Origin of the sequence: Sphaerobacter thermophilus DSM 20745 (assembly GCF_000024985.1) — a bacterium.
Lineage (GTDB): Bacteria > Chloroflexota > Chloroflexia > Thermomicrobiales > Thermomicrobiaceae > Sphaerobacter > Sphaerobacter thermophilus.
In genome coordinates, this window is record NC_013524.1 from 1,020,012 (window position 1) to 1,045,981 (window position 25,970).

Sequence of the window (25,970 nt, forward strand, 5' to 3'; positions counted from 1 at the left end):
CCGCTTCTGTGCGGCCCGGCGCACGCCGCACCACGCGCCGCATCTTAGCATGGGCGCCGAAACCCCGCACCGCCTGTCCGCCCGGGTGGACGGCACAAAAGGGAACGCCCCGGTCGGGGGGCCGGGGCGTCGTCAGGGGGAGGGAAGGGCACGGATCGGGTCTCCGGGGGAAGAACCCTGTGCACTCACGTGCGCTTCACTACCTACAACGTCACGGGAGCCGAAATTGTTACCGCGGGTTTCAACTCGGTGTGCCGACGCGCGGGAGCAGTCGGGAGCGGCGGAGAATTCGAGCGGGAGCGCGCTGGTGTGACCCGTTTGGGGCGGGGCGTCAGTGTCCCTGTCCCAGGCGGATGCCGCGACCGGGGAGCGTAAGGGAGAGGAGCATCTCCCCATCAGGGTCGAGCACCGAGAGCGCGTCGTGGTCGGCGTTGCCCACCTCGTGGACGACGAGGTGCCCGGTTGGCGTCACCAGGACACCGGCCACGGGCTGACCGGCGAGCAGGTGACCGACGACCTGGAGCGAATCGGTGTCGATCACCAGCACGCCATCCCCGGGGTTGCTGCCGCTGCTCGCGGGGACGAGATAGAGCGAGCTTCCGTCGGGCGCGATCGTCACGCCCGGCTCGATCAAGACACCAGCCGCGGCCTGTGGCGCGACCCAGCCGAAGATCCAGTCGAAGAATCGATCAAACGTCGAGGGCGGGTCACCGGGATCCGGGGCCAGGTTCGCGGTGCGGAGCAGGTTGCCGTCGAGCAGGTCGATCTCGGCCACGTGGCGGGTCGCGGTGTTGACCGCGTAGAAGTGTCGGCCGTCGGGGGCAGCGACACCGTCGACGTACTGCGGCGCGTCCCCGGCGACCGCCGCCAGCGACACCTGGTGGACAACTGCCCCGGCGATCGGGTCCCAGATCACCAGCGCGGGCTGGCTGAGCGATCCGCGGGGCATGCAAAGGCTGTAGTGCAGCGGGTCTGCCCCGGGTATGGCGCCGGCCGGGCCAGGGTAGGGGAGGACACAGGCCGTCAGCGGGTCGTCCGGCGCGACGGTGCGGCGGTGCTGAGCCACCGTGTCGAGCGTGGCGGCGTCGAGGACGGTCAGGCGGTAGCCGCTCTGGCTGGCGGATCGTGCGGTGCGTTCGGCGAGGACGAGCCGGGTCCCGTCGGCGCTGACGTCGAGCCGGCCCCAGAACACATCGGCCACGACCGCACCGGTCAACTCTCGCTGGAGCAGGATCTCGCCGGTGCCGGCATCGGCGATCGCGACGCTGGCGAGCCAGCCCTGGCCGAGCTGGCGCGCCCAGTAGAGGTACAAATGCGAGCCGTCCGGTGCCACCGCCAGCGAGGTGGAAATGGCGGGCTCGTCGGCGCTGCCGACGTAGACCGACGCGCGGATGTCGCCAAGGTCCACGGCGTAGAGCGGCCGGCCGCTGAGACCGTCGCTCAGCTCCACGGTCAGGTGCCAGGTGCCGCCGTACTCGGGTGTGACCGGGCCGCGCGGGGTGAGCCGGGTAGTCGCCAGCCACCAGTGGTTGCCCGCGTGGAGGAGATCCTCGCCGCTCAGGGTCGCGAGGCTGCCGGTATCGGGGTCGAGCCGGTAGTAGGCCCCCCAGGAGTCGCCGGGCAGGAAGAGGGGAGCCTCGGTCGTAGCGGGTGGGGTGCCGAGCGTCGGCGCGACGACGACGAAGTGGCTGGTCGTCGCCGTGCGGCCGGCGTCGTTGGTCACCTCCAGGTCGATCCACCAGCGCCCCGCCTGGTTCAGGGCCAGGGAGACTTGATACCAGCCGGGGTCGTCGAGGGGGCGACCGACGGCGATGAGAACCGGGTCGGGCCGAGCGCCGGAGGTGGTTGCCGCTGGGCGCAGCGCCGCGACCGGACGCAACCCGGTGAGCGGCGTGCCCTCGTCGTCCACGACGCTGAAGCGGACGGTGGCGACATCGCCGACCGCCGGATTGGTCGGCTCGACGGTCATCCCGGCGAAGCGCCAGCCGGTCGCCTCCGGCGGGCCCGGCATTGGCTCGCTCGCCGAGACGACCGGAGCGGCGACCACCAGCAGCAGTACCGCCACTGCCAGTGCCCGCAACGTGTGAAGCCCGTGGAGCAGGCGCGCGACCATGCTCTCCCTCTCCGCGCCTCGAATCGGCCGGTCGCTCGTCTCCTCCTCAAACGGTCATTGGATTCAGCCGCCCGGCGCCGCCGCTCCGTCCCAGCGGCTGCGTGAGCGGGAAGGGGGCCGACCAGCGCCGGGGCCCTCCACCAGCCACCCCGGCGCCCGGCCTCTAGCCGAGCCGGTAGTCTCCCGTGTGCGCCTCCTCCAGGTAGCGTGCCACGAGTTGGATCGCTGCCTGGATGTCGTCCACGTTTGCCATCTCGTTCACGGTGTGGAGGTAGCGCGTCGGTGTCGAGATCGTGATCACCGGAACCCCGGCGCGGGCGCGCTGCATCGCCCCGGCGTCGGTGCCGCCGCGGCTCAGCACTTCGAGCTGGTACTTGATCCCGTGGCGCTCGGCCACATCGCGGAAGTGACGCACCAGCTTGTGATTCGGGATGTGGGACGAGTCGAATACCTTGATGGCCACCCCATCGCCGAGCCGGGTCACCTGCTCCTCCGGCTTGAACCCGGGGATATCACCGGCCAGCGTCACGTCGAGCGCCACGCCGATGTCCGGCTCCACGCCGAAGGCGGCCGTCTCCGCGCCGCGCAGGCCGACCTCCTCCTGGGTGGTCGCGACCGCGATAACCTCCGCCTCGTGGTCGCCGAGCGCTCGCAGCGCCTCGATCATGATGAAGACCGAGACGCGGTCGTCGAGTGCCTTGCTCATGACCGCGTTGCCGACGCGCTCCAGGGTCCGGTCGAGCGTCACCATGTCGCCGATATCGACCCGGGCGCGTACCTCCTCCGCCGGCAGGCCGAGGTCGACGTAGTAGTCGGTGATCTTGAACGGCTTGACCTCGTCGGGCTGGAGCACGTGGATCGGCTTGGAGTCGGGCTGGAGTGCGCCGCGGAGTGCATCGCCGTTCCTGGTGTGGACCAGCACCCGCTGCGCGGCCAGCATGCGTGCGTCGAATCCGCCCACGTTCTGGAGGCGAATGAAGCCCTTGTCGTCGATATGGCGGACCATGAACCCGATTTCGTCCATGTGTGCCGCCAGCATCACCCGTGGGCCGCCCCGGCCCTTCTTCGTGGCGATGACGTTGCCCAGCGCGTCGACCCGAATCTCGTCGACGAGCGGCTCGAGCTCGCGCACAACCACCTCGCGGACCTGCTCTTCGCGGCCCGGGATGCCGGGTGCCTCGCAGATACGCTTGAGCAGATCGACGTTGATCTCCATTGTCCCTCCCACCGCCAGCTCCGCTGGAAAAATCTCATGGACGCCATGATGCTAACAGCGCGACGATGCCACGTCAAAGGGACGCACCGCGCGAATGGTTCTCCCACACCGGGCCGACGATGCGGAAGACAGGGTGGCGCGGCGCCTCGGCGGCGAACGCCTCCAGGGAAGAATCCGGCGTGACATCGAAGAACGGGCGGACGATCGGGACCTCCTCCAGGTAGCGCTTCAGCACCGGCGCGCTCTCGGTCGGCCCCAGCACCTCGATGGTGACCGTCTCCAACTTACGCCCGCGGCTGAGCGTCACCTGGCCCGCCGCCCGCGCGTTGCGGACCCAGTTGACCGGGCCGTAGGGAGCAACCAGCCAGCGCTGACCGTTCTCCTCGACCAGACGCACCGGTGTCGAGTGCGGCCGTCCGGTGCGCCGACCGCGCACCGTCAATACGTAGGTGTCCCTGATGGGCACACCGACGGCCAGCATCGCCCGGACGAAGGCGTTGGCCAGCCGTCGTCCCAGGGTCATACGATAGGTCTGTGCCACCATCTACTCCTCGAATTTCCTCAGCTCGCCCGGCAAGACCGATTCCTCCAGAGACACCTATCGCACTGCGACAAGCAAACGGTGATGACGCGTGTGTCAGGATGGAGTGATCGTGCGGCCCATCCGTTGGGGGCGCTCGACGAAGGTATCACGGCGCCGCTCACTTGGCCATCGCCTCGTCGAGCCATCCCGCGCTCCTGTACCGCGCGAGGCGCATGACTCCGTCCCGGGAAACGGCTAGACTTGGCGCAGAATCCAGGAATTGGGCACGCGGCGAGGAGGAGGCATGCTCACGGCCGAGCAGGTGCGGCGACTGCGGGAGGACACGCCCGGCTGCCGGGAGGTGATCCACTTCAACAATGCCGGCGCGGCGTTGATGCCCCGCCCGGTGATCGATGCGACCATCGACCACCTCAAGCTCGAGAGCCGCATCGGCGGCTACGAAGCCGCGGATGCCGCAGAGGAGTTCATCGAAGGGGCGTACGACGCGGTCGCACGGCTGATCGGCGCCGAGCGCGACGAGATCGCCATCGTCGAGAACGCCACGCGTGCCTGGGATATGGCCTTCTATTCGATCCCGTTCAAGCCCGGCGACCGGATCCTCACCTCGATGTCCGAGTACGCCAGCAACGTCATCAGCTTTTTGCAGGTCGCCCGGCGCAGCGGAGTGACCGTCGAGGTCGTGCCGAACGATGAGCACGGGCAGATGTCGGTGGCGGCGCTGCGGGAGATGATGGACGACCGGGTCCGGCTGATCGCGGTCAGCCATATCCCGACCAATGGCGGGCTGATCCAGCCGGTGGCCGAGATCGGGAAAGTGGCACGCGAGGCGGGCGTTTTCTATCTGGTGGATGCGTGCCAGTCGGTCGGTCAAGTGCCGATCGACGTGCGGGCCATCGGCTGCGACATGCTGTCGGCGACCAGCCGGAAGTACCTGCGCGGTCCACGGGGCGTCGGCTTCCTCTACGTCCGCCGCGAGATCGTGGAGCAGATCGAGCCGGTCTTCCTGGACCTGCACGCGGCCACCTGGGTGGCACCCGATCGCTACGAGATCCGCGGCGACGCGCGTCGCTTCGAGAACTGGGAGTCGAACATCGCGGGCAAGATCGGGATGGGTGTCGCCGCTGCCTACGCCATGGCAGTCGGGGTCGAGGCGGGTTCCGCGCGTCTGCGATCGCTGGCTGAGATGTTGCGCCAACGGATCTGCGAGATCCCGGGCGGCGCGGTCCATGACCTCGGGGTCGAGCGCGGCGGGATCGTCAGCTTCACGCTGGATGGCGTGGACCCGGAGGCGATCAAGCAGCGGCTGGCGGCCGAGCGGATCAATGTCACTGTCTCGACCGTGGCCTCCACCCGCTACGACATGACGGCGCGAGGGCTGGAGCGCGTGGTGCGCGCGTCGCCCCACTACTACAACACCGAGGAGGAGGTGGACCGGCTGGTCGAGGTCGTCGCGTCGATGGCCTGAGCCTGGCCGGGCGGCTCGCGTGGCCCATCAGCGCGATGGTACGCGGGCCCGGGAGGGCGGAATGAGCGAGCTACGGGCGGGATCTACCCCGCTGTATCAACAACTGGCCGCCCGGCTGCGGCGGCAGATCGCCGAGGGGATCTACCGTCCAGGCGACCGCCTGCCGTCGGAAGCCGAGCTATGCGACCAGTTCGGCGTGAGCCGGATCACGGTGCGTGCCGCGCTCGACCAGCTGGTCGATGCCGGGCTGCTCCGGCGCCAGCGGGGGAAGGGGACATTCGTCACCGCGCCGCTAGTGGAACACGAGTTGATCCGCCTGACCGACTTTGTCGAGGACATGGCCGCGGCCGGGTTGCAGCCTGCGTCGCGGATCACCCACCTTGGGGAGGAGCCTGCTTCGGCCGAGGTGGCGCGGCATCTCGACCTCGCCCCGCAGACCCCGGTGGTTCGGCTCGATCGCCTGCGGCTCGCCGACTCCTCGCCGATCGCCTTCGACGTAACCTACCTGCCGCTGCGCTACGGGCGGCTGCTCGATCGCTCGGCGCTGGAGCGCGAAACGATCTACCACATCCTGGAGACCCAGTATCAGATCCCGGTGGTCTCCGGCACATTCGTCATCGAGGCCGGGAAGTCCACGGCGGAGCTGGCCGAGGCGTTGGAGGTGGAGCGGGGCGCGCCCTTGCTCATCATCCAGCGCATCTCCTACACCGAGGGGCGCGAGCCGATCTACTTCCAGCGGCGCTATTACCGCGCAGACCGGGTGCGCTACCGCGTGGAGCTTGACCGCGGCTACCCCGGCCAGCGATCCCGGCTGACCGAGTTCGTGCCCGTCTTCGATGGCGGGTGAGGAGCGTGATGCGTCATACGTCATACGTCATGCGTCCCCCTCACCCCGGCCCCTCTCCCCTGGTGGGAGAGGTGAGCATGACACGACATGCAGTACGCAATACGGGTGACGCATGACGTGTGACGCATGACGCATATGTCGAAGGAGCGCAGCGATGGACAACAAGCGGATCGGGTTCATCGGGGTCGGCGCAATGGGGCTGCCGATGGCGCTCCGCCTATGCCAGGCCGGCTACAACGTCGTCTTCACCAGCCGGCGAGATGAGGCCGTGCAGCGGCTCACCGCTGCGGGCGCGACCGCGGTCCCGACGCCGCTCCTGGTCGCCAGCCAGAGCGACGTGGTAATGAGCTGCCTGCCGGCGGACGATGACCTCTTCCAAGTCTTTCTCGGCCCGGACGGCGTGATTGAGAACATGCAGCCCGGCGGCACGATCATCGACTTCAGCACGACCTCCCCGATGATGATCCAGCGGGTCGCGGCGGAGGCGGCCCGGCGCCAGATCCGGGTGGTGGACGCCCCCGTCAGCGGCGGCGTCTACGGCGCGGAGCGGGGGACGCTGACGCTCATGGTCGGTGCCGACGGCGCGGTCCTGGAAGAGGTTCGGCCGCTCCTGGAGGTGCTGGGGAGCCAGATCTACCACGTGGGCGACATCGGGCTGGGCAAGGTCTTCAAGATCATCAACAACCTGCTGGCCGGGACCACGCTGGTACTCGTCGGGGAGGCGCTGTCGCTGGCGGCCAACGCGGGCGCGGACCTCTCCCTGCTCTATGAGGTGGTCAAGTCCAGCTCCGGGAACTCGGCGGCCTGGACGGATGCCGTGCCGACGCTGTTGCAGGCCGCGGCCGAGGGGGATCAGCCCGCGCCGTCCCCCGGTTTCCGGCTCGAGTTGATGCGGAAGGACCTGAAGCTGGCCGAGGCGCTGGGGGCCGATCTCGGAACGCCGCTGGCCCTGACCACGCTGGCGCTCCAGTTCTACACCGCTGCCTGCAGCCGGGGCATGGCCAAGGAGGACGCGAAGCAGGTCGGTCGCCTCGTCGCCCGCCTGGCAAACGCGGATCTCTCCCCGCGGGCGAGTGATGGAGCTTGACGAAATACCATGAAATGCCGGCGCCACCCCCATCGCCGGGTTGTGGTCATCCTGAGCGGAGCCGGGGGCGGCGGTAAGCCGCGCCCGGCGAAGCGAAGGATCCCCCCCGGTGCGTGGCCGATCTGACGCGAGATCCTTCGCTTCGCTCAGGATGACGTGAGTGCGGGAGCGGTTGACTGGCGGGTAGACGAAGTTAATCCGTCAACGTTCACCAGGAACCCTGCAGCTCACGCCCCAGGATGACGAACGGTGTTCCAGCGGGGGCGAAGCGCATGGGGCCGGCGATCGGTCGCCAGCCGAGCGCGGCGTAGAGGGCGAGGGCGGGCTCGTTGTCCTCCTGGGTTGAGAGGGCGGCGCGCGCTTCCGTCCGGCTGCGGAGGAGCCGCTCCAGCAGCCCGCGGGCGATGCCGCGCCTCCGATACTCCGGAAGCACCGCCAGTTCGACGAGGACGAAACAGTCATCGAGCCACCCGGCGGATTCGGGAGGCAGTTCAGGCTCGACACGGTCGTGCCACCACTGCCCGGGGCAGGTAGTGTGCCCGTAGGCCATCGCGACTGCGCGGCCGGTGCTCTCGCGGGCCAGCAAGCCGGCGAAGCCCGGGTACCCGGCGTGCCGGTTGAGCATGGCGACGACGTCCACGTAGCGGGTGTTCGGGTCCGGCCACACCGTGTGGTAGATGCGGGTCGCCTCAAGCAGCGCGAAGCTATGTCGCTCGATTACCTCGTGCGCGACAGCAATCCCCGTGTCGGTGCTGCTCACGTGGTGGTTCTCCTCCCCTGATCCAGTTCCCCGCCGCTGAGTATACGCTGACAGTGGCGCTACCGGCGCCCTGTGGTATCATCCGCCCGCTGCACGGGTTTCCGTGAGGAGCGACACACGATGGCCGAGACGTTGCCAGGCAAGCGCGAGGCAGCCTGGCTGACCGAGCAGAGCCACAAGTCGGGCACGACACCACTGTCCTGAGAGGTTGGCGCGCAAGGACAGTGGGAGTGGGCGCCGCATGGTAGACCCCTCCCGTCGTTGATAGGGGTTTTGTTGGCATGCTCGGAGTCGGATCGGCCGCGCCGCCGGAGACGGCGGCTCGCACCCTCCGTCGCTTCTACGCTTACCGGCTCACCTGGGAAGCCAAGTTCGAGAGCGCGATCTGGATTATCTACCTCCAGAGTCGCGGCTACAGCCTTGCCGAGATCGGATTGGCCGAGTCCGCGTTCCACCTGGCCCCGGTCCTGCTGGAGGTCCCGTCCGGCGCGTTGGCCGACCTGATCGGGCGTCGCTGGACGCTGATGATCAGCGGGCTGCTGATGGCGACCGGGGTGGCGCTCCTCTGGCTTGCGCCGTCGTTGCCGGTCGTGATGCTGGCGCTCTTCCTCTCCGGCGCTTCCTACAGCTTCGCCTCGGGCAGCGATCAGGCCTACCTCTACGACGCGCTCGGAGAAGACCCTGAGGGTCACGCCCGCTACACCGACATCCTCGGCCGGCTGCTCGGCGCGGCATATGTGGTCGGAGCGGCCGCCACCTGGCTGGGGGCAGCTCTCTCGGAGATCAGCTACGGGATCCCCTTCGCGCTCGTGATCGGGGCCGGACTGGGTGGTGCCTGGCTGGCCGCCGGGCTGGCGGAGGCGCCCCGGAAGCGGGGGACAGAAGGTGTGCGCCGGTCAGTCACCGCGCACGCCGGGGCGGCGCGCGCGGTGCTGGCGCGGCGTCCTGATGTGGCCGTGGTGCTGCTCCTGTCCGGCTTGTTCTGGACGGCAGCGACGGTGACACACCTCTACCTGCAGGCAGCCTTCACCGCCCGTGGGCTGTCCAACAGCAACATCGGCCTCGTCGTCGGCATCTCCCTGCTGCTCAACGCCGCGGGCGCGGCGCTCCTGGGGCGGGTGGCGCCACGCGGCCGCTTCGCCCGGCAATTCGCGGGTGTGGCCGCGGTTGCCGGGCTTGGGCTGGCCGGCACGGCAGCCGAGCACATCGTGCTGGCGATTGGTGCCTACCTCGTCGCGCAGATCGCCTACGGGCTGGGGGAGCCGCTGCTGATCGCCTGGTTCAACCGGCAGGTTCCGTCGGAGCAGCGGGCGACGATCCTGTCACTCGACTCGTGGATCTTCTCGGTGGTGATGATCGTCGTCTTCCCCGTCGCCGGGGCGATGGCCGAGCGGCTGGGGTGGGCCACGCTCTATCTCGCCTGCGGCGCCGTCACCCTGGCGCTCGGCGCCGCCGTCCTCGTCGCCGCTCGGCGGCACTCCCGGTCGGGTCGAGTGTGACGCAGATGAGCGCCGGGGGCGCGAAGCCTCCCGGCGCTCGTCCGTCCTTAGACGTATCGGTACGCAGGTGCCGCGGTTATGGTTGGCTCTGGCTCCCGGCCTCATCCTCCACCATGGCCGCCTCGACGGCGGCCGCGGCATCTACCAGCCCGGCACCGTAGGCGTCCTCATCAGGGATCGGGTCGCCACCCAGGTGGCAGTAGCCGGTGGGGCAGGACGGGCCGCCGATGTCGCCGGGCGAAGTGTCGCTCGGATCGAGCGGCGGGGTCTCGTTGCCCGAGATCGGTTGAGCGGTCTCCTTGACGATCTCGACCAGGCGGTCCGGGTCGCCGCGCAGGTCCGGATTCGCGCTGGCGACCAGGGCCAAGACGGCCGAGACGTGCGGGGTGGCCATCGATGTGCCCTGGATGGTCGTGTAGCACTGCCCCGCGGGGAACCCGCCGCCGATGAACAGGAAGCAGGGGATCTGCGCTGTGTAGAGCGCCCAGTTCGAGGTCGTCGAGAAGGTTTGCCAGGCCGTGTATTCGTCTTCGATGGTGTAGGGGAATCCGGGCGTGCCGCCGCGATCCCAGAGCGGCAGGTTGAACATCCGGGAGCCGCCAGGGGCGACGAGATCGATCCGCGGTCCGTAGTTGCTGTAGTAGGCAAGCTGATTCTCCTCACCGGCCCCGAACGGCTGGTGAGGGTCGTCCTCCGGCTTGCAGGTTGCGAGCGAACCTTCGGTCGTCCCCTCAGGACACTCATCCGACGGCTCATTGACCATATTCCCGGTCGAGCCGACGGTGACCACGCCAGGGATCCCACCCGGGATCTCGTACAGACCCTGGAGGTCGAGGAACCCGTCCAGGAGCGTGCCCGGGGTGGTCAGCATACCGCTGCTGAGCACCTGGCCACCGTCTCCGATCTCCACATGCTCGTTGCCGGCAGCGGCGACGATGACCGTTCCTTCGGAGCGGGCCAGCGCGACTGCGGAGGCGTACTGGCTGTAGATCAAGTCCTGCTCGGGGTCGCTGCGATCCAGGTAGCCGCCGAAGGAGAGGCTGACCACGTCGATGTCGTTGGAGGCGGCGTAGAGGAATGCTGAGAGGATCGTCGAATCATAGGCATAGCCGCACCATTGCGAGATCTTGAGGGAGACCAGCTTGACGTTGGGCGCGACGCCGTTGACGCCCTGCTCGTTGAGCACCGCGGCGATGTTGCCGCCGATCCACGACCCGTGCCCGTTCCAGTCGCCGTCGGCCGGCCCGCCGAACTGCGCGGCGAGAGCCTGGTCCGAGACGCCGAAGAACGTGTCGCAGATGGGCGGGTCCTCGGCCTCGGTGAAGTCGACCACCGAGTGGATGTTGTCCTCCAGATCGACATGGGTGGAGTCGAGGCCGGTGTCGGCCACGCCGACCAGGACCTCGGGCTCGCCGGACGTGGTCTCCCATGCGTCAGGAGCCTCGATGCGGTCGATGTTCCACATCAGGCCGGACAGGTCGAACGCCGGGTCGCCCGTGATCTCGCCGTTCTGTGCATCGTCGGTCAGGTCAATCTGGATCGGCTCAGCCGCCTGTGGGCTGCTGAACATGTCGGGCGCCAGCTCCGGCGGGACGATGCGCTGGATGCGGTCGGTGGCGACGCCGCTGACGCGGGGGTCGGCCTTCAACCGCTGCTTGACCTGCTCGGTCCCGTGAACCACGAGGAGGTTCAGCGGCGCGAGGTTCTGAACAACCGTGGCGCCCATCTCGGTGATCTGGGCCTGCATGAAACGCGCATCCCCGGTGCTCTTGAGCGCGACGAGGTACCGGCCGGGCATGCTGGTGCTCGGGTTCCCCGCTTGCTGAGCTGCGGCGAACCCGAGGCTGGTCATGGTGGAGAGCATCAGTGCGAGGATTACCAGGAGGCGAACGAGCCTCGTTCTCATCGTACTCCCTCGATTCTGGTCTACACGTCTGCCGGAATACGGTGAGCTCGGTCTCCAGTTCGAGTGGGCGGACACTCACCGGACCGATGCGGCGGTTCACCTCCTTTGCCGGTTGAGGTGGGCGGGAGTCGGCCCGCGAAAGATAGGGAACATAAGGATAGTAGGCTCAACCTAACGATCCTTAGATGACAGACGGGTGACGGACCGCTGACGAACCTGTCAGGGGGCCGCCGGCCGCTGCTCCCGTCCTGGCAGCCCGGCCGGCGGCGATGTGAACGGAGAGTGCGAAGCTCGCTTGCGTCGCACCGAGCGCCTGGCGATGCCGCGGGCGCAGCTCACCAGGTCGTCTGCGTGCTATTCAGCGCCGCGCCGCACTCGCACCGCGTGCTCTCGTCCCAGTCGCGCAGCGTAAACACGCGGCCGCACTCATCGCAGCGCACGTCGAGCTTGATCCGCTCCGGAGACCAGACGCTCAGCATCCCGCCGAGCGCGAAGTCCTTCTCGTAGAAATGGCGCATCGCACCGCGGTGGGTACCGCCGCGCACCAACTGCCGGGGCGCCTCGGTGTCTTCCCACGCGGTGATGGTGTACATCTCCTGACCAATGACGACGCCGATCCACCCCAGGAATCCCGGCATCTCCAGCATCTCGGCGGCGATGGCGCGGCTGTACTCGCGGATTTGCTCCCGCTCCTGATCCGAGCGCACGGTGATCTTCGTCACGCCGACCGCCCCCGGTTTGGTCTGCTTCCCGGTCTTGACCATGGTTGCGGTGCCGAAGGCAAACGGCCCTGCCTTGTAGGGCATGACCATCGCCTGGAGCCCGAGCTGTTCGACGAACGTGCGCCGGTCGAAGTACCCCTGCACTGAGCGCACCTTTTCGCCGTCGACGGTGATGAAATCCGCGCCCGGGAGGGCAATCGTCTGCCCGGTCGGCGGCGCCCCGGCGAATGGACCGGTGTTGGTGCCCCGCATGAGCCACTCGGCGGTGACCCTGCCGCCGTCCGTCGCGGCGACGTGCACCAGATCGAAGTGCAGATCGGGGAAGGCGGCGAACAGCGACCCGGCGTACGCGCCGATAGCCGGCCCGCTGAGCGTTCCCGCCGCCGGATCAGCGTAGGTGCCGCCTTCGGCGAACGTAGCCATGATGGCGTCCGGGTCGCGCCGGTTCCAGGCATCAAAGTACTGTCCTGCCACGTCGAGCGCGTGCATCTCCTCGATCCTTTCTGTACCTGAAGGACGACGGACCAGTGCGTGAGCGACGGATCGATCGCGGGTCCGAGGGTTAGCTTTCGTTCACGACGGTAGAGGTGCGGTCCGGCGCGGGCGGGGCCGTGAGGATTGTCCCCAGCCGTGCGAAGCGCTCGCCGACCGCGACTGGGACGCCGCCTCATCCGCTGGGGGCCCCCAGATGGCCACGATCATGCCCTCGCCGGTGTGGAGGTCGACCAGCACATACAGGCGCGGGAAGCCTCGCTCCTGGCGCAGCCCGGGGATGATCTCCTGATCCACGAAGCACCGCGTCTGATCGGCACGCGCCGAATTCGCCTGGAATCGGGCGAGTGATGCGCATATCCTGTGCCTCCTTTCGCTGACTGGCGCAATCCCTGGGCTCTACCGTGCGCTCACGCTCGATGTGTTGACGTAACAGCCGGTCATCGTGACCGCGCTGCCGGGAGCGGGTCGGCCGGCTCCGGCTCGTCCGCAACCACGGGGACGGGCCGAGCACCACCCCGGCGCCGCGCCGCGCGCCGGCGGCCGCGCTTCAGTTCCACCTCCAAGTCGTGGATGATGACCGTCGTGTCCACCTGGTAGTTGTTGCGCGGAGAGCGCACGAAGGTGCGTTCGATCATCGCCAGGTCGCGCGCGATGTCGCGCTCCATCTCCTCTTGGGAGGGGAGGGCGTACTCGCCGCTGAGGTAGGCGACGACCAGGCGGGCCTGCGCCTCGAACACCGGCACGAACGATGGTCCGATCGCCTGGAACGCACCGACGAAGCAGAGCGTGGGGTAGTCCGGCAGGAAGGCGCGCTTGTAGAGCCGGATCCAGTTCTCATCGGCCGCAAAGATCCGGCGGTCGAGGAACGGGAAGGTCGTGTGGTAGCCGGTGCAGTAGATGATGGCGTCGACGACCTCTTCGGTCCCATCGGCGAACGTCACCCGCTGGTCCTCGATCCGGGCCACGGCGGGCTTGACCATCAGGCGCCCATTGGCGATCCGGTCGTGGATCCCCTCGCAGATCGTCGGAATCGTCTCGCCGAAGCGGTGGTCGGGCTTGGGCAGGCCGTACCGGTCCGGAGGCCCGAGCAGCAGCCGGACGTAGAGCGAGACCATGGTATTGAGCAGCCGGGTGGGGGTGAACCGGTACACCCACCACGGGGGCGGGCTCAGCCACCTGTTGTAGGGCTTCCCCCGGATGAGGTGCGGCAGGATCCAGGCGCCGCGCCGCACCGAGAGGAGCGTGTGCTCGGCGGCGTGGCTGACATCGACCGCGATCTGGCTCCCGCTGTTGCCGAGCCCCACGACCATCACCCGCTTGCCGAGGAAGCGCTCGCGGTGCCGGTAGTCCTGCGAGTGCAGCGCCTCCCCGGTGAAGTCCCCGGCGTAGTCGGGGTAGCGCGGCTCGTGGTGGTGGCCGTTGGCGGCGACGACGGCGGCGTATCGGCGCGCCTCCCCGCCGTCGAGGGTGACGTCCCAGGTGCCGTCCGGGCGCGGCTCGACCCGCTCCACCCGGCGCCCGAGTTCGATGTGGTCGCGGAAGCCGAAGTGGTCGACATAGGCGTTCAAGTAGTCACAGACCTCGGCGCCGCTCGGAAAGTCGGCGTAGTGGTCCGGCATCGGGAAGTCATGGTAGGCGTAGGTGCCGCGCGGGCTGTTGGAGTTGAGCGTGCGCCAGGCACAGGTGATGCCCGGCCGCTCGGTGTAGGCCCAGATGCCGCCGACACTGTCCCGCTCGTCGATGCAGTCGAACGGGATCCCTGCCTGATGGAGGTACTTGGCCGTGGCCAGGCCGCTCACACCGGCCCCGATGACGCAGACCGGCAGCGTGCCGCGGGGAGCAAGGCGCTCCATCGTGACTGCTCCTTTCGTCGGATGTTCGTCCGTCACAGCGGATCGACTCTGAGGAGCAGGGTAGGGCCGCCCGTTGCTAAGTCACCAGACAAGAAACTGCCAAGTCGTTGCCAAGCGCAGCCGTGCTCGGTCTCCAGCCCGCCGCAAGCGGCTCGTGCGGCTGCGACCGCATCCGCGATGGGTGGTGCCAGGATCCTGCGCCGCGGCATGTGCCCGGGGGTAAACCCCCGGGCTGAGAAAGCAAAGCCCACTAAAGGGGCTGAGGACGCCGAGCCCGGCGGGAGGCCGAAGCGGATCTGCCTGCAGGTGCCATCACAGCCCCTTCAGTGGGCTTACCCAATATTCAGCCCGGGGGTTTACCCCCGGGCACGGGCCCGATAGTGGGCTCCTAACGCCGGCAGGTGATCGCTCTTCCCCCAGCCGGCTTGAGCCGGCTTTCATTGTCAGCCCGGGGGTTTACTCCCGGGCGCCTGCCACGGCACGGGAATCCTGCCACCGCCCATCGTAGGCACATGCCACTGCACGGGGATCGTTGTGCGGGTGATCGCGTGTTTCCGCGTCACCCTGAGCGCAGCGAAGGATCTCCGGCGCGTGAGCGTCCCAGCATGAGATCCTTTGCTGCGCTCAGGGTGACATGGCCCGCTCAGGACGACATGCCAGCGCGTCTATCCGCATTGGAATATCACTCGCGGCTGTCGCTCGCCCCGTAGAGTTCGCGCTGCCACAGGTAATCGACGATGCGGTCGACGCCGGTCGTCAGGTGGTAGCGGAAGGTGCTGAAGGGGAGGCCGAGGGCCTCGGCGGCCGCCTCCTGGGTTGCAGCCGGGACGATGTAGGTCCGTTGGACGGCGCGGTAGAGTCGCTCACCCCTCGGCAGGGCGCGGAGACGCTGCACGGCGTGGCGCATCAGTTCCTGAAGTGCCGCGACCGGGTCGTCCCCGCCGTGCTCGGCGACCAGCCGCGAGCGCAGCAGCGGGTTGTGCTCGAGCGCCTCCGGCTGGGTGTAGGCGCGGAGCGCCTGGCGGACCGCCTGCTCGAACTCGGGCTGCGACAGCACGATGAGCGGGGGTGGGGGCGCTGCCTCGACCTGCTCCACGGTCAGGTCGCTCGCCAGCTCGCGCTCTGCCATCAGGTCCAGCCAGGCCAGCGGCGGCTCGGCGCGCCAGTCGTGGGCGAAGACCTGATAGGTACGGTCTTCGACCGTGAAGTCGGCGACGGTCGCGCGCCGGAAGTTGATGTAGCTCATGACCGGGCGCCAGTACTCGGCGTCGGCAAAAATCACGAAGGTCCAGGCCAGGCCTGGCGTCGTCAGCCACTGGGTGGTCGTATGCATCACGACCATGTCGAATGTTCCGGACGCCAGTTGGTAGGTGTCGCGCGCCATCGCGAAGCGGTGTAGGAGCATCACCCGCCGGGGCGTGCCGGGCCGTAGCGCTGCGCGAAGTCCCAGGCCGCCCGGACGCCGGGATCGAGCGCCTGATCCTCCTCGGTGGTTTCCTGGAGGGCAAGACTGGCGACGAAGCCGAGCACGTCACCACCCGCGCCGCGGAAGACGGTGAAGGCGCCCGGCTGGCGCGCGAGCCAGTGCCGGGCGATCGCCGCCGCGTCCTCGCCCTCATGGCGCCGGACCATATCGAGGATGGCAGAGCTGTCGGCGGCAGTGGCCGGTTCGGCGTAGGCGGTGCCAAGCGCGGTCCACTGGACATAGGGCTGCATCAGCGGGCTGTGGCGGTGGAGGTAGAGGAGGTCGAAGAACGCGCGCTGCAGCTCGATGCCGCGCGCCTGCTGGAGCCGCCGGACGATGTACCCCCGCACCCGGCGGTGCAGTTCCCGGTAGTCGTCGGGGTTGCGCCAGCGCAGATCGGCGTCCAGCACGTCGCGCGCCAGGTCGTGTGGGTAGATCCCTTCGGGACCCTGCTCGATGAAGGAGAGCCCACGAAGCCAGGCGAAGATGTCGGACGGGTTCCCCTCGGTCAGCGCCTCGGCCAGCAGAGCCTCGGTCGTGACCCGCACGTGGGCGCAGATCTCGAGCGCCTGACGGTGGGCACGGGAGGGCGTCCCCTCGACGAAGCGCTCGAGGAGCACGCGCACGACGTCGGGGTCGTCGATGGGCCGGGTCGCGCCGGTCGTGTCGCCCTGGGCAAGCACATCCGCCACGAGCGAGAGGGCCAGCGGGTGGCCGTGGGTGAAGGCGAGCACGGCCGGGTCATGATGTTCCGGTACCGCGCGGGCGCGCAGGTAGGCGCGACTCTCGTCCGGGCGCAGGTTGCGCAGCGGCACGACGCGGACCAGTTCGCCCCAGCCCGGGTCGGCGCGCCAGGCCGGTGCGGGCGGGTTGCGCCCGGCGATGACCACGAGGACGTGCGCTGGGAGCTGCGGTAGGAACGTGTCGCGCAGCCAGGCGTCGAGCGGCGCCATGCGCTCATAGGTGTCGAGGAACAGGACGAACCGGGAGTGCCCATCGAGCGCGCCGGGCAGGGCGGTAGGGTCCGTGATCCCGGTCGCCAGCCCCAGCGCCAGGAGGAAGCCGGACGGCGACGGTTCGATGGCTCGCCCGTCAATCCGCGCGCTGGGGATGCCGTCCTCCGCGGCCAGTCGGGCGTAGGCGTCCAGCAGCGTCGTCTTACCGACGCCGCCCGGGCCGTACAGGAAGAGAAGCGCGAAAGGCGGCTCGGGCGCCGTGAGGGCCGCGCGGAACAACTCGATCTCGGACCGGCGCCCGACGAAGCGTTGCCCACGCGCAGCCGCCAGCCGCTCGGCGATGCGCGCGGCCTGCGCAGGCAACCTCGGATCGCGCTGTCCATCCATGAGATCCGCTCCTGGTTGCCGGCCATCGTAGCAGCAATCAGGAGTGCGGTCTACTGCTGCCCTCGAGCAGACGCGGCCACGGCACCACCCCGCCCGGGTGGCGCCGGGCAACCGGCGGCTCGGCGCTAGCCTGCCCGGGAGAGGGCCGGCTCCCGGCGTCCGCGTGTGGGCGGCGGACCTCCGTGCTCGTGCGTGGCGGCTTCGGGACGCAGGTCCAGCCGGCGCAGGGTCTGGGCGTTCAGCGCCACGATGATCGTCGAGGCGCTCATGAGCAGGGCGCCGACGGCGGGCGGCAGGACGATGCCCCACGGCGCCAGCACCCCGGCAGCCAGCGGGATGGCGACGATGTTGTACCCGGCGGCCCAGACCAGATTCTCGACCATCTTACGGTAGCTGGCCCGGGAGAGCTCCATGACGCTCACCACGCCGCGGGGGTCGTTCGAGGCCAGGATGACGCCGGCCGACTCGATAGCGACGTCGGTCCCGGCGCCGATCGCGATGCCCACATCGGCGCGAGCGAGCGCCGGGGCGTCGTTCACGCCGTCGCCGACCATCGCCACCCGCTCCCCGCGCTGCTGGAGCGTCGCAACCGCGTTGGCCTTGTCCTCCGGCAGGACTTCGGCGAAGACCTCATCGACGCCGAGTTCGGCCCCGACTGCCTCGGCCACCGGCCGCGCGTCGCCGGTGATCATCACCACGCGGATGCCGCGGGCGTGCAGCGCCTCGACGGCTTCGCGCGACTCGGGCCGGACCTCGTCCTCCAGTGCGAGCGCGCCGACGACCCGGCCGTCTCGGACGACGTGCAGCACCGCCGCGCCGCGCTCCTGCCAGGGCCGCACGCGCTCGGCAAGGGCATCCGGCACCTCCAAACCCCGCTCGCGCAGCAGGTTCGGGCCGCCCACGGCGACCTCGACGCCGTCGACCTGGGCCTCGACGCCGCGCCCGGCGATGGCGCGGAAGTCCTTCGCACGCGGGACGCTGACCCGCCGAGCCTCGGCGGCGGTGACGATGGCGCGGGCTAGCGGGTGCTCGCTGTCCGCCTCGACCGCGGCGGCCTCGGCCAGCAGCGCGTCGGCGTCGTCGTCGAGCGCGACGATACCGGTGACCGCGTGCTCGCCGCGGGTGAGTGTCCCGGTCTTGTCAAACAGCACCGTGGTGATCTCGCGCATGCGCTCCAGGGCCAGCCGGTCCCGGACCAGGATGCCCTGGCGTGCCGAGAGGGAGGTCGAGAGCGCGATCACCAGCGGGATCGCCAGGCCGAGCGCGTGGGGGCACGAGATCACGAGCACGGTCACCGTGCGGACCACCCCGGAGTCGATGTCCCCGAGTACGGTCCAGATGATGAAGGTGGCGAGGCCGGCCACGACCGCGACGTAGAACAGCAGCGCAGCGGCGCGGTCGGCCAGCGCCTGTGCCCGCGAGCGCGACTGCTGCGCCTCCGTCACCAGCCGCTCGATCCCGGCCAGGGCGGTATCGGCCCCGACCGCGTCGACGCGCACCCGCAGCGCCGAGCCCTGGGCAACGCTCCCGGCGACGACCGGGTCGCCGATCTCCTTCGGCACCGGGCGCGACTCGCCGGTCAGCATCGACTCGTCCAACTCGGCCCGGCCATCGACGATCGTGCCGTCGGCCGGGACCCGCGCTCCAGGGCGCACCAGGACGATGTCGCCGGGGCGGAGCGAATCGAGCGGCACCCGCTCGACCGTGCCGTCGACGACGCGCTCGGCCTCATCCGGTAGGAGCGCGGCCAGAGCCTGGAGCGCGCCCTGCGCCTGACCGAGTGCCCGCATCTCGAGCCAGTGGCCGAGGAGCATGACGTCGATCAGCAGCGCCAGCTCCCACCAGAACTCGAGGTTGAACCAGCCGAGCGTACTGGCGGCGCTGGCGACGAAGGCGACGACGATCGCCATGGAGATGAGGAGCATCATCCCCGGCTGGCGCGTCCGGATCTCATCCCAGCCACCCAGGATAAAGACCGCGCCGCCGTAGAAGAAGACGACCGTGCCCAGCACTGGCGGGATCAGGTCGCTGCCGGGGAAGACCGGCATGCTGAAGCCGAGCCAGTCCTGGAGCATCTCGCTGTAGAGCAGGATCGGGATGGTCAGGATCAGGTTGATCCAGAAGCGCCGTCGGAAGACGTCGGCGTGTCCCTCGTGCCCGGCGTGCCCGCCATGACCGGCATGGCCGCCATGGGCCGGGTGGTCGGCGTGGCCGCTGTGCTCGGCGTGGGCCTCGTGCGCGTCGTGCCCCGCGTGTCCGGCGTGCGTCGTGTGGGCCGCGTGCTCCAGCTCCCCGGCGCGTCCCTCAACCGAGGCCATGCGCTCCGCGTGGTCATGGTCCGCGTGATCCGTATGCTCCCGGTGCTCGGGGTGGCCCGCGTGGTCCACGTGCTCGGTGTGCTCCGTGTGTCCAGACTCCGGATGGGCCGCGTGGTTACCATGGCCGCGCCGGTGGTGCTCCGGATGCTGTGGCGTCGAACTCATCGTGGGGAACCCTTCTTGGAGGAGAACCGTATGGATGAGCGCCCAGTTTGCCGGGCGCCTGCCGCCGAGTGGGCGGCGGGTGGTGGCGCCATTATACCCCCAGGGGGTATATCGGTCAAGGGGCGTTTGTGTCGGCGTCGTGCGCCAGGCGCCCGTCACTCTCCGGCCGCGTCCGGGCGGTGCCCGTCAGGGGACATGCGAGATGCGTGATGCGTCATGCGTGATGCGTCACACGTCATGCGTCATACGTCATACGTCACCCGTGGTGCTCCCCTCTCCCCTGGTGGGAGAGGGGGCGGGGGGTGAGGGGGACGTATGACGCATCACGCATGACGTGTTTGTGACTGCCTACGACAGACTACACGTGGCCAGTGGGGGACTGGTGGGACCGGGGCTGCCGGTGGGTCCGGGCTCCTCGGTGATGCCCATCGCCTGGTAGTCGGCGATGGGGCGCGGGGCCTGCAGGCGCAGGACGGCACGGCCGGAGTCGTCGACGGTGAAGACCCCGGCGCTGGTGCGGGCCTCTCCCTCCCGGAGCCAGACCTGATAGACCCGGCCGTCCGGGGTCGGTGGGATCTCCGTCACGACCAGCAGCGCCTCGTGGTCGTCTTCCGAGACGTAGAGCGTGCCGTAGGCGTGGGTGGCGCCTTCTGAGACGAGCGGGATCGCGCGGGCGGCTCCGGTGAGTGCCGCGGCGGCCATCTGCTGTTCCTCGCGCAGTTCGGCCAGGTCGGAGCGAACGTGCGCGAGGTCGCGGGCGATCAGAGCGAGCGCGATGCCGAGCCCGACGATGAGCACTGCGGCGGCGGCCAGGGCGAAGCGCATCCAGCGCGGCGTATCCAGCCGGCTGACGGGTGCCGGTGTCGCAGCGGCTGGCGGGTCCTGCGGGGTCGGCGGTGAGCCGTCCGCGTCCGCGTCCAACCGGGCGAGGAGGCGGTCGCGCAGGTCGGTGGGCGGGTCGGCCACCGGTGCCAGCGTCGCGAGCGCGCCGATGGTGGCCTCGAGCCGCGCGCGCTCCCGTTGGCAGACCGGGCAGGTAGCAAGGTGCGCGGCCACGGCCTCGCAACCCTCGTCGTCGAGGGCGCCGAGGAGATAGGCTGGCAGGTCGTCGGCCACCTCGTCGTGGCTTAGGGCACGTCGGTCCATACCTCTGCTTCTTCCAGGATGTCGGCCAGGCGCCGTAGCGCCGTGCGCACCCGCGTCTTGATTGTACCCAGCGGCACATCCAGGTGAGCCGACATCTGGCTCTGCGTCATACCCCGGAAGTACGCGAGCTCGATCACCTCGCGCTGGGCCGGCGTTAGCTCCTCCAGCGCGGCCCGCATCCGGTCAGCGACCGTGTGCGTCCAGATCTGGTCGCCCGGCTCAGGGTCCGGGTCAACGATACGCTCCTCGAAGGGAGCGCCCCGGTCGTCGTCGTGGAACGTCTCGCGCGACCGGCGCCGGAGCAGGTCGATCGCCCGGTTGCGTGCCACCCGCAGGATCCAGGGACCAAAGGCACCGCGCTCGCTGATGTAGGTCTCCGGCCGCTGCCAGAGGGTGAGGAAGGCGTCCTGGACCACGTCCTCAGCCGCGCGCCGGTCGTGGAGGATATGGAGCGCGAGCGAGTAGACCGGCCGGGCGTAGCGATCGTAGAGCAGGGCGAGCGCGTCCTGGTCGCGCGCCCGGATGCGCTCGATCAACTCCTGGTCGCTCGGCGAAACCGACACGGCGCACCCCTGCTCTCTGATCGACGCTCGGCCGAGGCCCTGGGGGCGCCCGGGCCGCGATCGCGCTGTGGTGACGGGCAGATTATACGCCATACGCGTGCGCAAGCCGCCCCGTTACGGGGCATTCTGGGTACTCATTTCCCACAACGCCGCGCGTGTCCGATCCCTTCCGGGGTGGGGGACTCCTACGGACTTGGACTCGTTTGTCGGGTCTCCGGCGGTTGCGCGTGCCCGCGCCGGGTGGTGCGAGGGTGACCGGACCGTGTTCAGGGCCCGGGGGTAAACCCCGGGCTGACAAGGCGAAGCCGGCTAAAGCCGGCTGTGGATGGTTTCGCGCTCACATCCCGGCATTCGGTTCCACCGCTCGGTACGTGCCCGGGAGTAAACTCCCGGGCTGACAATACAAAGCCCACTGAAGGGGCTGGGAACGCTGAGTCTGACAGGATGGCCGAACCGGATACGCCTGGATGTCGCCATCACAGCCCCTTCAGTGGGCTTACCCAATATTCAGCCCGGGGGTTTACCCCCGGGCCCAAACCACGGCACCGGGGCCCTCTGATCACCCGACCGGCTCACTGCCCTCAGCCGGCTTTAACCGGCTTTCTTTGTCAGCCCGGGGGTTTACCCCCGGGCACATGCCGAGCGCATAACCCGACGAATGGGTCAACCTCCATCGCCTCCGAACACCTACCACCGCCGCGCATCCTCTTCAGTCGAGCGCCGCTCCTCTGGAAGCAATTACGGCATAGTCCCCAGCGTCACCTGCACCTGCGTCGGCTGGCTCCCTCGCACGACGGTCAACGTAATCGTGTCGCCCGGGCGGTGCGTGTTGATGATCTCCGCGAGCGACGACTCGGTGGTCAGCGGCTGGCCGTCGATCTCGGTGATCACGTCGCGGGGCTGCAAACCGGCCTCCTCGGCGGGGGAGCCCCCGACCACCTCGATCACCACCGCGCCGGAGGTTGCCCCCTCGATGCCGAGCTGGGCGGCGATCGCGGGCGTCAACTGGGTGTAGCGGATGCCGATGTAGGGATGGGTCACCTGACCGGTGGCGACGATCTCATCCGCGAGCGGCTTGACGGTCGAGATGGCGAGGGCGAAGCCGATGCCCTCCGCCTGGAGTCCCGACTGTGTCGTCCCTGCCACGAGGGTGTTGATGCCGATGACCTCGCCGGCCAGGTTCACCAGTGGCCCGCCGGAGTTGCCGGGGTTGATCGCCGCGTCGGTCTGGATCACGTTGAACAGGAAGGGGCCGGCCCTCCCGCCTTCACCGGGCTCCTGCACCGTCCGGTTGAGCGCGCTGACAACCCCGACGGTGACGGTCGGCCCGCCCGGTAGCGCCAGCGCGTTGCCGATAGCCACCACCCACTCGCCGACCTGGAGCTTGTTCGAGTCGCCCAGAGGAGCGGTGGGCAGGTCCTCGCCGTCGATCTTAAGCACGGCCAGATCGGTCTGCGGGTCGGTTCCGACAACGTCCGCCGGGAAGGAGCGGCCGTCGGGCAGGGAGACGCGCAGGCTTTCCGCCCCGGCGATGACGTGGTAGTTGGTCAGGATGTAGCCGTCCTGGTCATAGATGACTCCGGAGCCGACGCCGCCAGGGACGGTGAAGGGCTGGTTGAACAGGTCGAAGCGCGTCTGCTCGCTGGTCACCTGGACCACGGCCGGCTTGACCCGCTGGCTGACCGCGATCACGGCGCCGATGAAGTCGCCGCTCAGGGGCTGGGCCACCGCGACGTTGGGTGGCGCGGTCGGGTCGACGCTGCCGCTCTGCGTGGGTGGAGCGCTGCTGCTCGGGCTCCCGGTCGTCGCCGTCTGTGCCGCACCGGCGTCGCCGGTCCCGCCGTTGTCCCCGTTGCGGGTCACACTACAGGCTGGGGCGATGGCCAGCAGGAGCAAGAGCACCGCCATTCCCCAGTAGGTCGCCGTTCTCCGGGTCAGCATCATCCATTCCTCCTACTAGATTCGTTCCATCGTTGTGGCGTATCAGGTGCCGCCGTGGCGCGCACTGGCTCGGGCACCGAGCAGGCCACGGCGCGTGCGGCGTTTGTGCCAAGGTCATCGCACAGTGCCGGCCGCGACTGTCGGCGTCGGGACATGGACGCGGCGGGCCGGTTACGTATCCTCGCGCGGTGAACAGTGTCGCAGCGCTGGTGAGTGCGTGGGGTGACGCTGTCGATCTCTTACATTCTTCTCTCGCTTTCTTAAGGTAGTTCCCTTGTCTCGGGTTAGCGGCGGCGGTAGAATCGGTAGCCCGGCAATCTTCGTGGGATCCTTCCTTGCCGACCGGAACAACGACTCGTGGGTCCGCGCTCCCGGCCAGGGTAAGGAAGACGGGGGGCCGATGTGGATGCGCAGGGTGCGCGTGTGAACGGGGTGCGGCTGCGGGTGGAAGCCCTGGCGAACCGGGTTACTCCGCACCTCGCGGCGCTCGCACCGACCTTTGCTGCTCTCCCCTCCGATGAGCAGCGCCGGCAGGTTCTCGATTACCTCGACGGTCTTGACTGCGGAGCGCGCGGCCCGGCTCCAGCCGCGGTGGCGTCCCTGGTGGACGCGCTCGGCGGCGTGGAGGACGTAGGGCGGGTCATCACTAGCCTGCACACCATCGGTGATGTCCTGCAGGACGAGGCACGGGATATCGCGGCGCGCCGGAGGCGATCGCCGCCTGGACGCGTGAGGCGGTCGCGCAGGCGGCCCGCTACGCCGTCGACTCCGTATCCGAGGGATACCGCGCCGAGGTGGAGCGGCTGCGCCGTGGCGAGGAGCGGCTCATCAGCCTGCAGCGGGTCAGCGCGGCGATGTCCAGCGACCTCGACCTCGACCGGACCCTCACGGTCCTGGTCGACGAGGCGCGGCGGTTGATGCACGCCGACACCGCGGTGATCCGGCTCTATGACGAGGAGACGGACAGCCTCCGCCTCATCGCCGAGGCGGGCGACGAGCAAGGGGTGCTCCTCGGCGAGGTGGTTCCCCTCGATGGTTCGCTCTCCGGCTACTGTTTCCGCGGCTCCCGCCCGGTGGTCAGCTCCGACGTGCAGAGCGATCCGCGGCTCGGGCAGGAGATCAAGAAGGCCACTCGCTTCGGCTCGATGCTGGTCGTCCCCCTGCTCGTACGCGACCGACCGATCGGCGTGCTGCTGGTCGGTTCGTACGCGCGCGGTGCTTTCAGCGAGGAGGACCAGACGCTCCTCTGCCTGCTGGCCGACCAGGCTGCCAGCGCCATCGAGAACAGCCGCCTGTACCAGCAGGCGCAGGGGCAGATCGCGGAGCTGGCGATCCTCCAGCGCATCTCCAGCGTCATCTCGTCGAGCCTCGACCTGGACGACGTGTTCCAGGCGATCTACGACGAGATCCGCGGGGTGATGCCGACCGACGCGTTCATCATCGGGCTGACCCGCGAGGACGGCCTGCTCGACCTGGAGTTCATCGCCGACGGCGGGCAGCGCTACGCCCCGGTGCGGGCTTTCAAGTACAGCGAGGTCTTCCGCCGCGCGCTGGAGGAGCGGCAGCCGGTCATGGTCGGCGACGTGCTCGATGCGGAGGCGACGCCCATGCGCAGCGTGGGACACACGCGCACCAAGGTCCGCAGCGTCATCGCCGCGCCGCTAATCCAGGGCAACGAGGTCATCGGCCTGCTGAGCGCGCAGAGCTACGTGCCGCACCGTTACCGGGAGTGCGACGCGCGGCTGCTCATGACGATTGCGAACCACGCGGTCGTCGCCATCGAGAACGCGCGCCTCTACCGTCAGGCGCAGAGCCTGGCGATCGCCGAGGAGCGGAATCGGCTCGCGCGGGAGATCCACGATACGCTGGCTCAGGGGCTGATCGGCATCATCCTCTACCTGGAGCGGCTCGACCTCGAGATCCCGCAAGACGACCGGCGGTTCCGGCCGCTGGTGGAGCGGGCGCTGTCGCTGGCGCGCGGCAACCTGGAGGAGGCGCGCCGCTCGGTCCACGACCTCCGGGCGGCCCCGTTGGAGGGCCGGACGCTGGTGGAGGCACTGGCGCACCTCGCCGAGGACCTGCGCAAGGAGCGGCTGTTCGAAGTCGAGTTGTCCGTGCCCCGGGCACTCCCGCTGCTGGCCGCTCGGGTGGAGACGGCCCTGTTCCGCATGGTGCAGGAGGCGATCTCGAACGCGCGCAAGCACGCGGGCTGCAAGTCGCTCGCGATCCGGCTGTCGGTGGCGGGGGGCATGGTTACGCTCGAAGTCCACGACGACGGGCGCGGTTTCGAGGTCGAGCGAGTCTTGGGCGAGGCGCACCGTTTCGGCCTGTCCACGATGCGGGAGCGCATCACGCAGGTGGGTGGCGAGTTCACCGTCGAGAGCTGCCCCGGAGACGGCACGCTCGTCCGCGCCACCATCCCGCTTTCCCAGGCGACCCACTCCGAATCCGAGGCGGTGTAAGGGGGTGGTTACCCTTCACCCCCTGACCCCCTCTCCCTTTGTGGGAGAGGGGGAATGTGG

18 protein-coding genes are annotated in these 25,970 nt (G+C 69.2%); 5 read left to right on the plus strand and 13 right to left on the minus strand.

Annotated elements, in window-relative coordinates; translation table 11 throughout:
* Nucleotides 1-331 precede the first annotated feature (331 nt).
* The 3 genes from STHE_RS16630 to STHE_RS16640 form a co-directional block, all read right to left on the minus strand.
* Nucleotides 332-2,113, minus strand: a complete 1,782-nt coding sequence (locus STHE_RS16630) for a YncE family protein (protein WP_012873764.1) — start codon at nucleotides 2,111-2,113, stop codon at nucleotides 332-334.
* A 163-nt stretch (nucleotides 2,114-2,276) separates the two neighbouring features.
* Entirely contained in the window at nucleotides 2,277-3,329 is a 1,053-nt protein-coding gene (locus tag STHE_RS16635; RefSeq protein WP_012873765.1) for a M42 family metallopeptidase, read from the minus strand.
* Nucleotides 3,330-3,402: 73 nt separating this feature from the next.
* Nucleotides 3,403-3,873, minus strand: a complete 471-nt coding sequence (locus STHE_RS16640; protein ID WP_012873766.1) for a nitroreductase family deazaflavin-dependent oxidoreductase — start codon at nucleotides 3,871-3,873, stop codon at nucleotides 3,403-3,405.
* 283 nt (nucleotides 3,874-4,156) lie between these two features.
* On the opposite strand from STHE_RS16640, the gene STHE_RS16645 reads away from it, so the two are divergent.
* The 3 genes from STHE_RS16645 to STHE_RS16655 all read left to right on the plus strand — a co-directional run bounded on the left by STHE_RS16645 (nucleotide 4,157) and on the right by STHE_RS16655 (nucleotide 7,272).
* Nucleotides 4,157-5,338 (plus strand): aminotransferase class V-fold PLP-dependent enzyme, encoded by a 1,182-nt coding sequence (locus STHE_RS16645; RefSeq protein WP_012873767.1) that lies wholly within the window; start codon nucleotides 4,157-4,159, stop codon nucleotides 5,336-5,338.
* A 61-nt stretch (nucleotides 5,339-5,399) separates the two neighbouring features.
* Nucleotides 5,400-6,185, plus strand: coding sequence for a GntR family transcriptional regulator (locus STHE_RS16650; protein WP_012873768.1), 786 nt, complete (start codon nucleotides 5,400-5,402; stop codon nucleotides 6,183-6,185).
* A gap of 154 nt (nucleotides 6,186-6,339) precedes the next feature.
* Entirely contained in the window at nucleotides 6,340-7,272 is a 933-nt protein-coding gene (locus tag STHE_RS16655; protein WP_012873769.1) for an NAD(P)-dependent oxidoreductase, read from the plus strand.
* Nucleotides 7,273-7,480: 208 nt separating this feature from the next.
* On the opposite strand, the gene STHE_RS18320 is transcribed toward STHE_RS16655, so the two are convergent.
* A complete protein-coding gene (locus STHE_RS18320) occupies nucleotides 7,481-8,032 on the minus strand; it encodes a GNAT family N-acetyltransferase (RefSeq protein ID WP_012873770.1) in 552 nt (183 codons plus the stop codon).
* A 281-nt stretch (nucleotides 8,033-8,313) separates the two neighbouring features.
* Here STHE_RS18320 and STHE_RS16665 point away from each other — a divergent pair, with 281 nt between their 5' ends.
* Nucleotides 8,314-9,531: an MFS transporter gene (locus tag STHE_RS16665; protein ID WP_012873771.1), complete on the plus strand. Its 1,218-nt coding sequence runs from the start codon at nucleotides 8,314-8,316 to the stop codon at nucleotides 9,529-9,531.
* 76 nt (nucleotides 9,532-9,607) lie between these two features.
* Here the strand turns inward: STHE_RS16665 and STHE_RS16670 are convergent, their stop codons facing one another.
* From STHE_RS16670 to STHE_RS16705, 9 genes are all read right to left on the minus strand, one after another.
* Nucleotides 9,608-11,437 (minus strand): S8 family serine peptidase, encoded by a 1,830-nt coding sequence (locus STHE_RS16670; protein WP_012873772.1) that lies wholly within the window; start codon nucleotides 11,435-11,437, stop codon nucleotides 9,608-9,610.
* A 335-nt stretch (nucleotides 11,438-11,772) separates the two neighbouring features.
* Nucleotides 11,773-12,648 (minus strand): nuclear transport factor 2 family protein, encoded by an 876-nt coding sequence (locus STHE_RS16675; protein ID WP_012873773.1) that lies wholly within the window; start codon nucleotides 12,646-12,648, stop codon nucleotides 11,773-11,775.
* A 443-nt stretch (nucleotides 12,649-13,091) separates the two neighbouring features.
* On the minus strand, nucleotides 13,092-14,507 hold the full coding sequence (locus tag STHE_RS16680) for a flavin-containing monooxygenase (RefSeq protein ID WP_012873774.1): 1,416 nt from the start codon (nucleotides 14,505-14,507) through the stop codon (nucleotides 13,092-13,094).
* A 682-nt stretch (nucleotides 14,508-15,189) separates the two neighbouring features.
* Nucleotides 15,190-15,912, minus strand: coding sequence for a hypothetical protein (locus tag STHE_RS19275; protein ID WP_012873775.1), 723 nt, complete (start codon nucleotides 15,910-15,912; stop codon nucleotides 15,190-15,192).
* Nucleotides 15,912-17,315 (minus strand): ATP-binding protein, encoded by a 1,404-nt coding sequence (locus STHE_RS16685; protein ID WP_012873776.1) that lies wholly within the window; start codon nucleotides 17,313-17,315, stop codon nucleotides 15,912-15,914. Before STHE_RS16685 ends, STHE_RS19275 begins: the two co-directional genes overlap by 1 nt.
* A 125-nt stretch (nucleotides 17,316-17,440) precedes the next feature.
* Nucleotides 17,441-19,798 carry a heavy metal translocating P-type ATPase gene (locus STHE_RS16690; RefSeq protein ID WP_012873777.1) on the minus strand — a complete coding sequence of 786 codons (2,358 nt, stop codon included), beginning with the start codon at nucleotides 19,796-19,798 and terminating at the stop codon, nucleotides 17,441-17,443.
* A 348-nt stretch (nucleotides 19,799-20,146) separates the two neighbouring features.
* Entirely contained in the window at nucleotides 20,147-20,944 is a 798-nt protein-coding gene (locus STHE_RS18325; RefSeq protein ID WP_012873779.1) for an anti-sigma factor, read from the minus strand.
* Nucleotides 20,926-21,507: an RNA polymerase sigma factor gene (locus STHE_RS16700; RefSeq protein WP_012873780.1), complete on the minus strand. Its 582-nt coding sequence runs from the start codon at nucleotides 21,505-21,507 to the stop codon at nucleotides 20,926-20,928. The genes STHE_RS18325 and STHE_RS16700 overlap by 19 nt, the downstream gene beginning before the upstream one ends.
* Before the next feature lie 738 nt (nucleotides 21,508-22,245).
* Nucleotides 22,246-23,448, minus strand: coding sequence for a S1C family serine protease (locus STHE_RS16705; protein WP_245534914.1), 1,203 nt, complete (start codon nucleotides 23,446-23,448; stop codon nucleotides 22,246-22,248).
* A 794-nt stretch (nucleotides 23,449-24,242) separates the two neighbouring features.
* Between STHE_RS16705 and STHE_RS19605 the strand changes: the two genes are divergently transcribed.
* A complete protein-coding gene (locus STHE_RS19605; protein WP_012873782.1) occupies nucleotides 24,243-25,910 on the plus strand; it encodes a sensor histidine kinase in 1,668 nt (555 codons plus the stop codon).
* Nucleotides 25,911-25,970 lie beyond the last annotated feature (60 nt).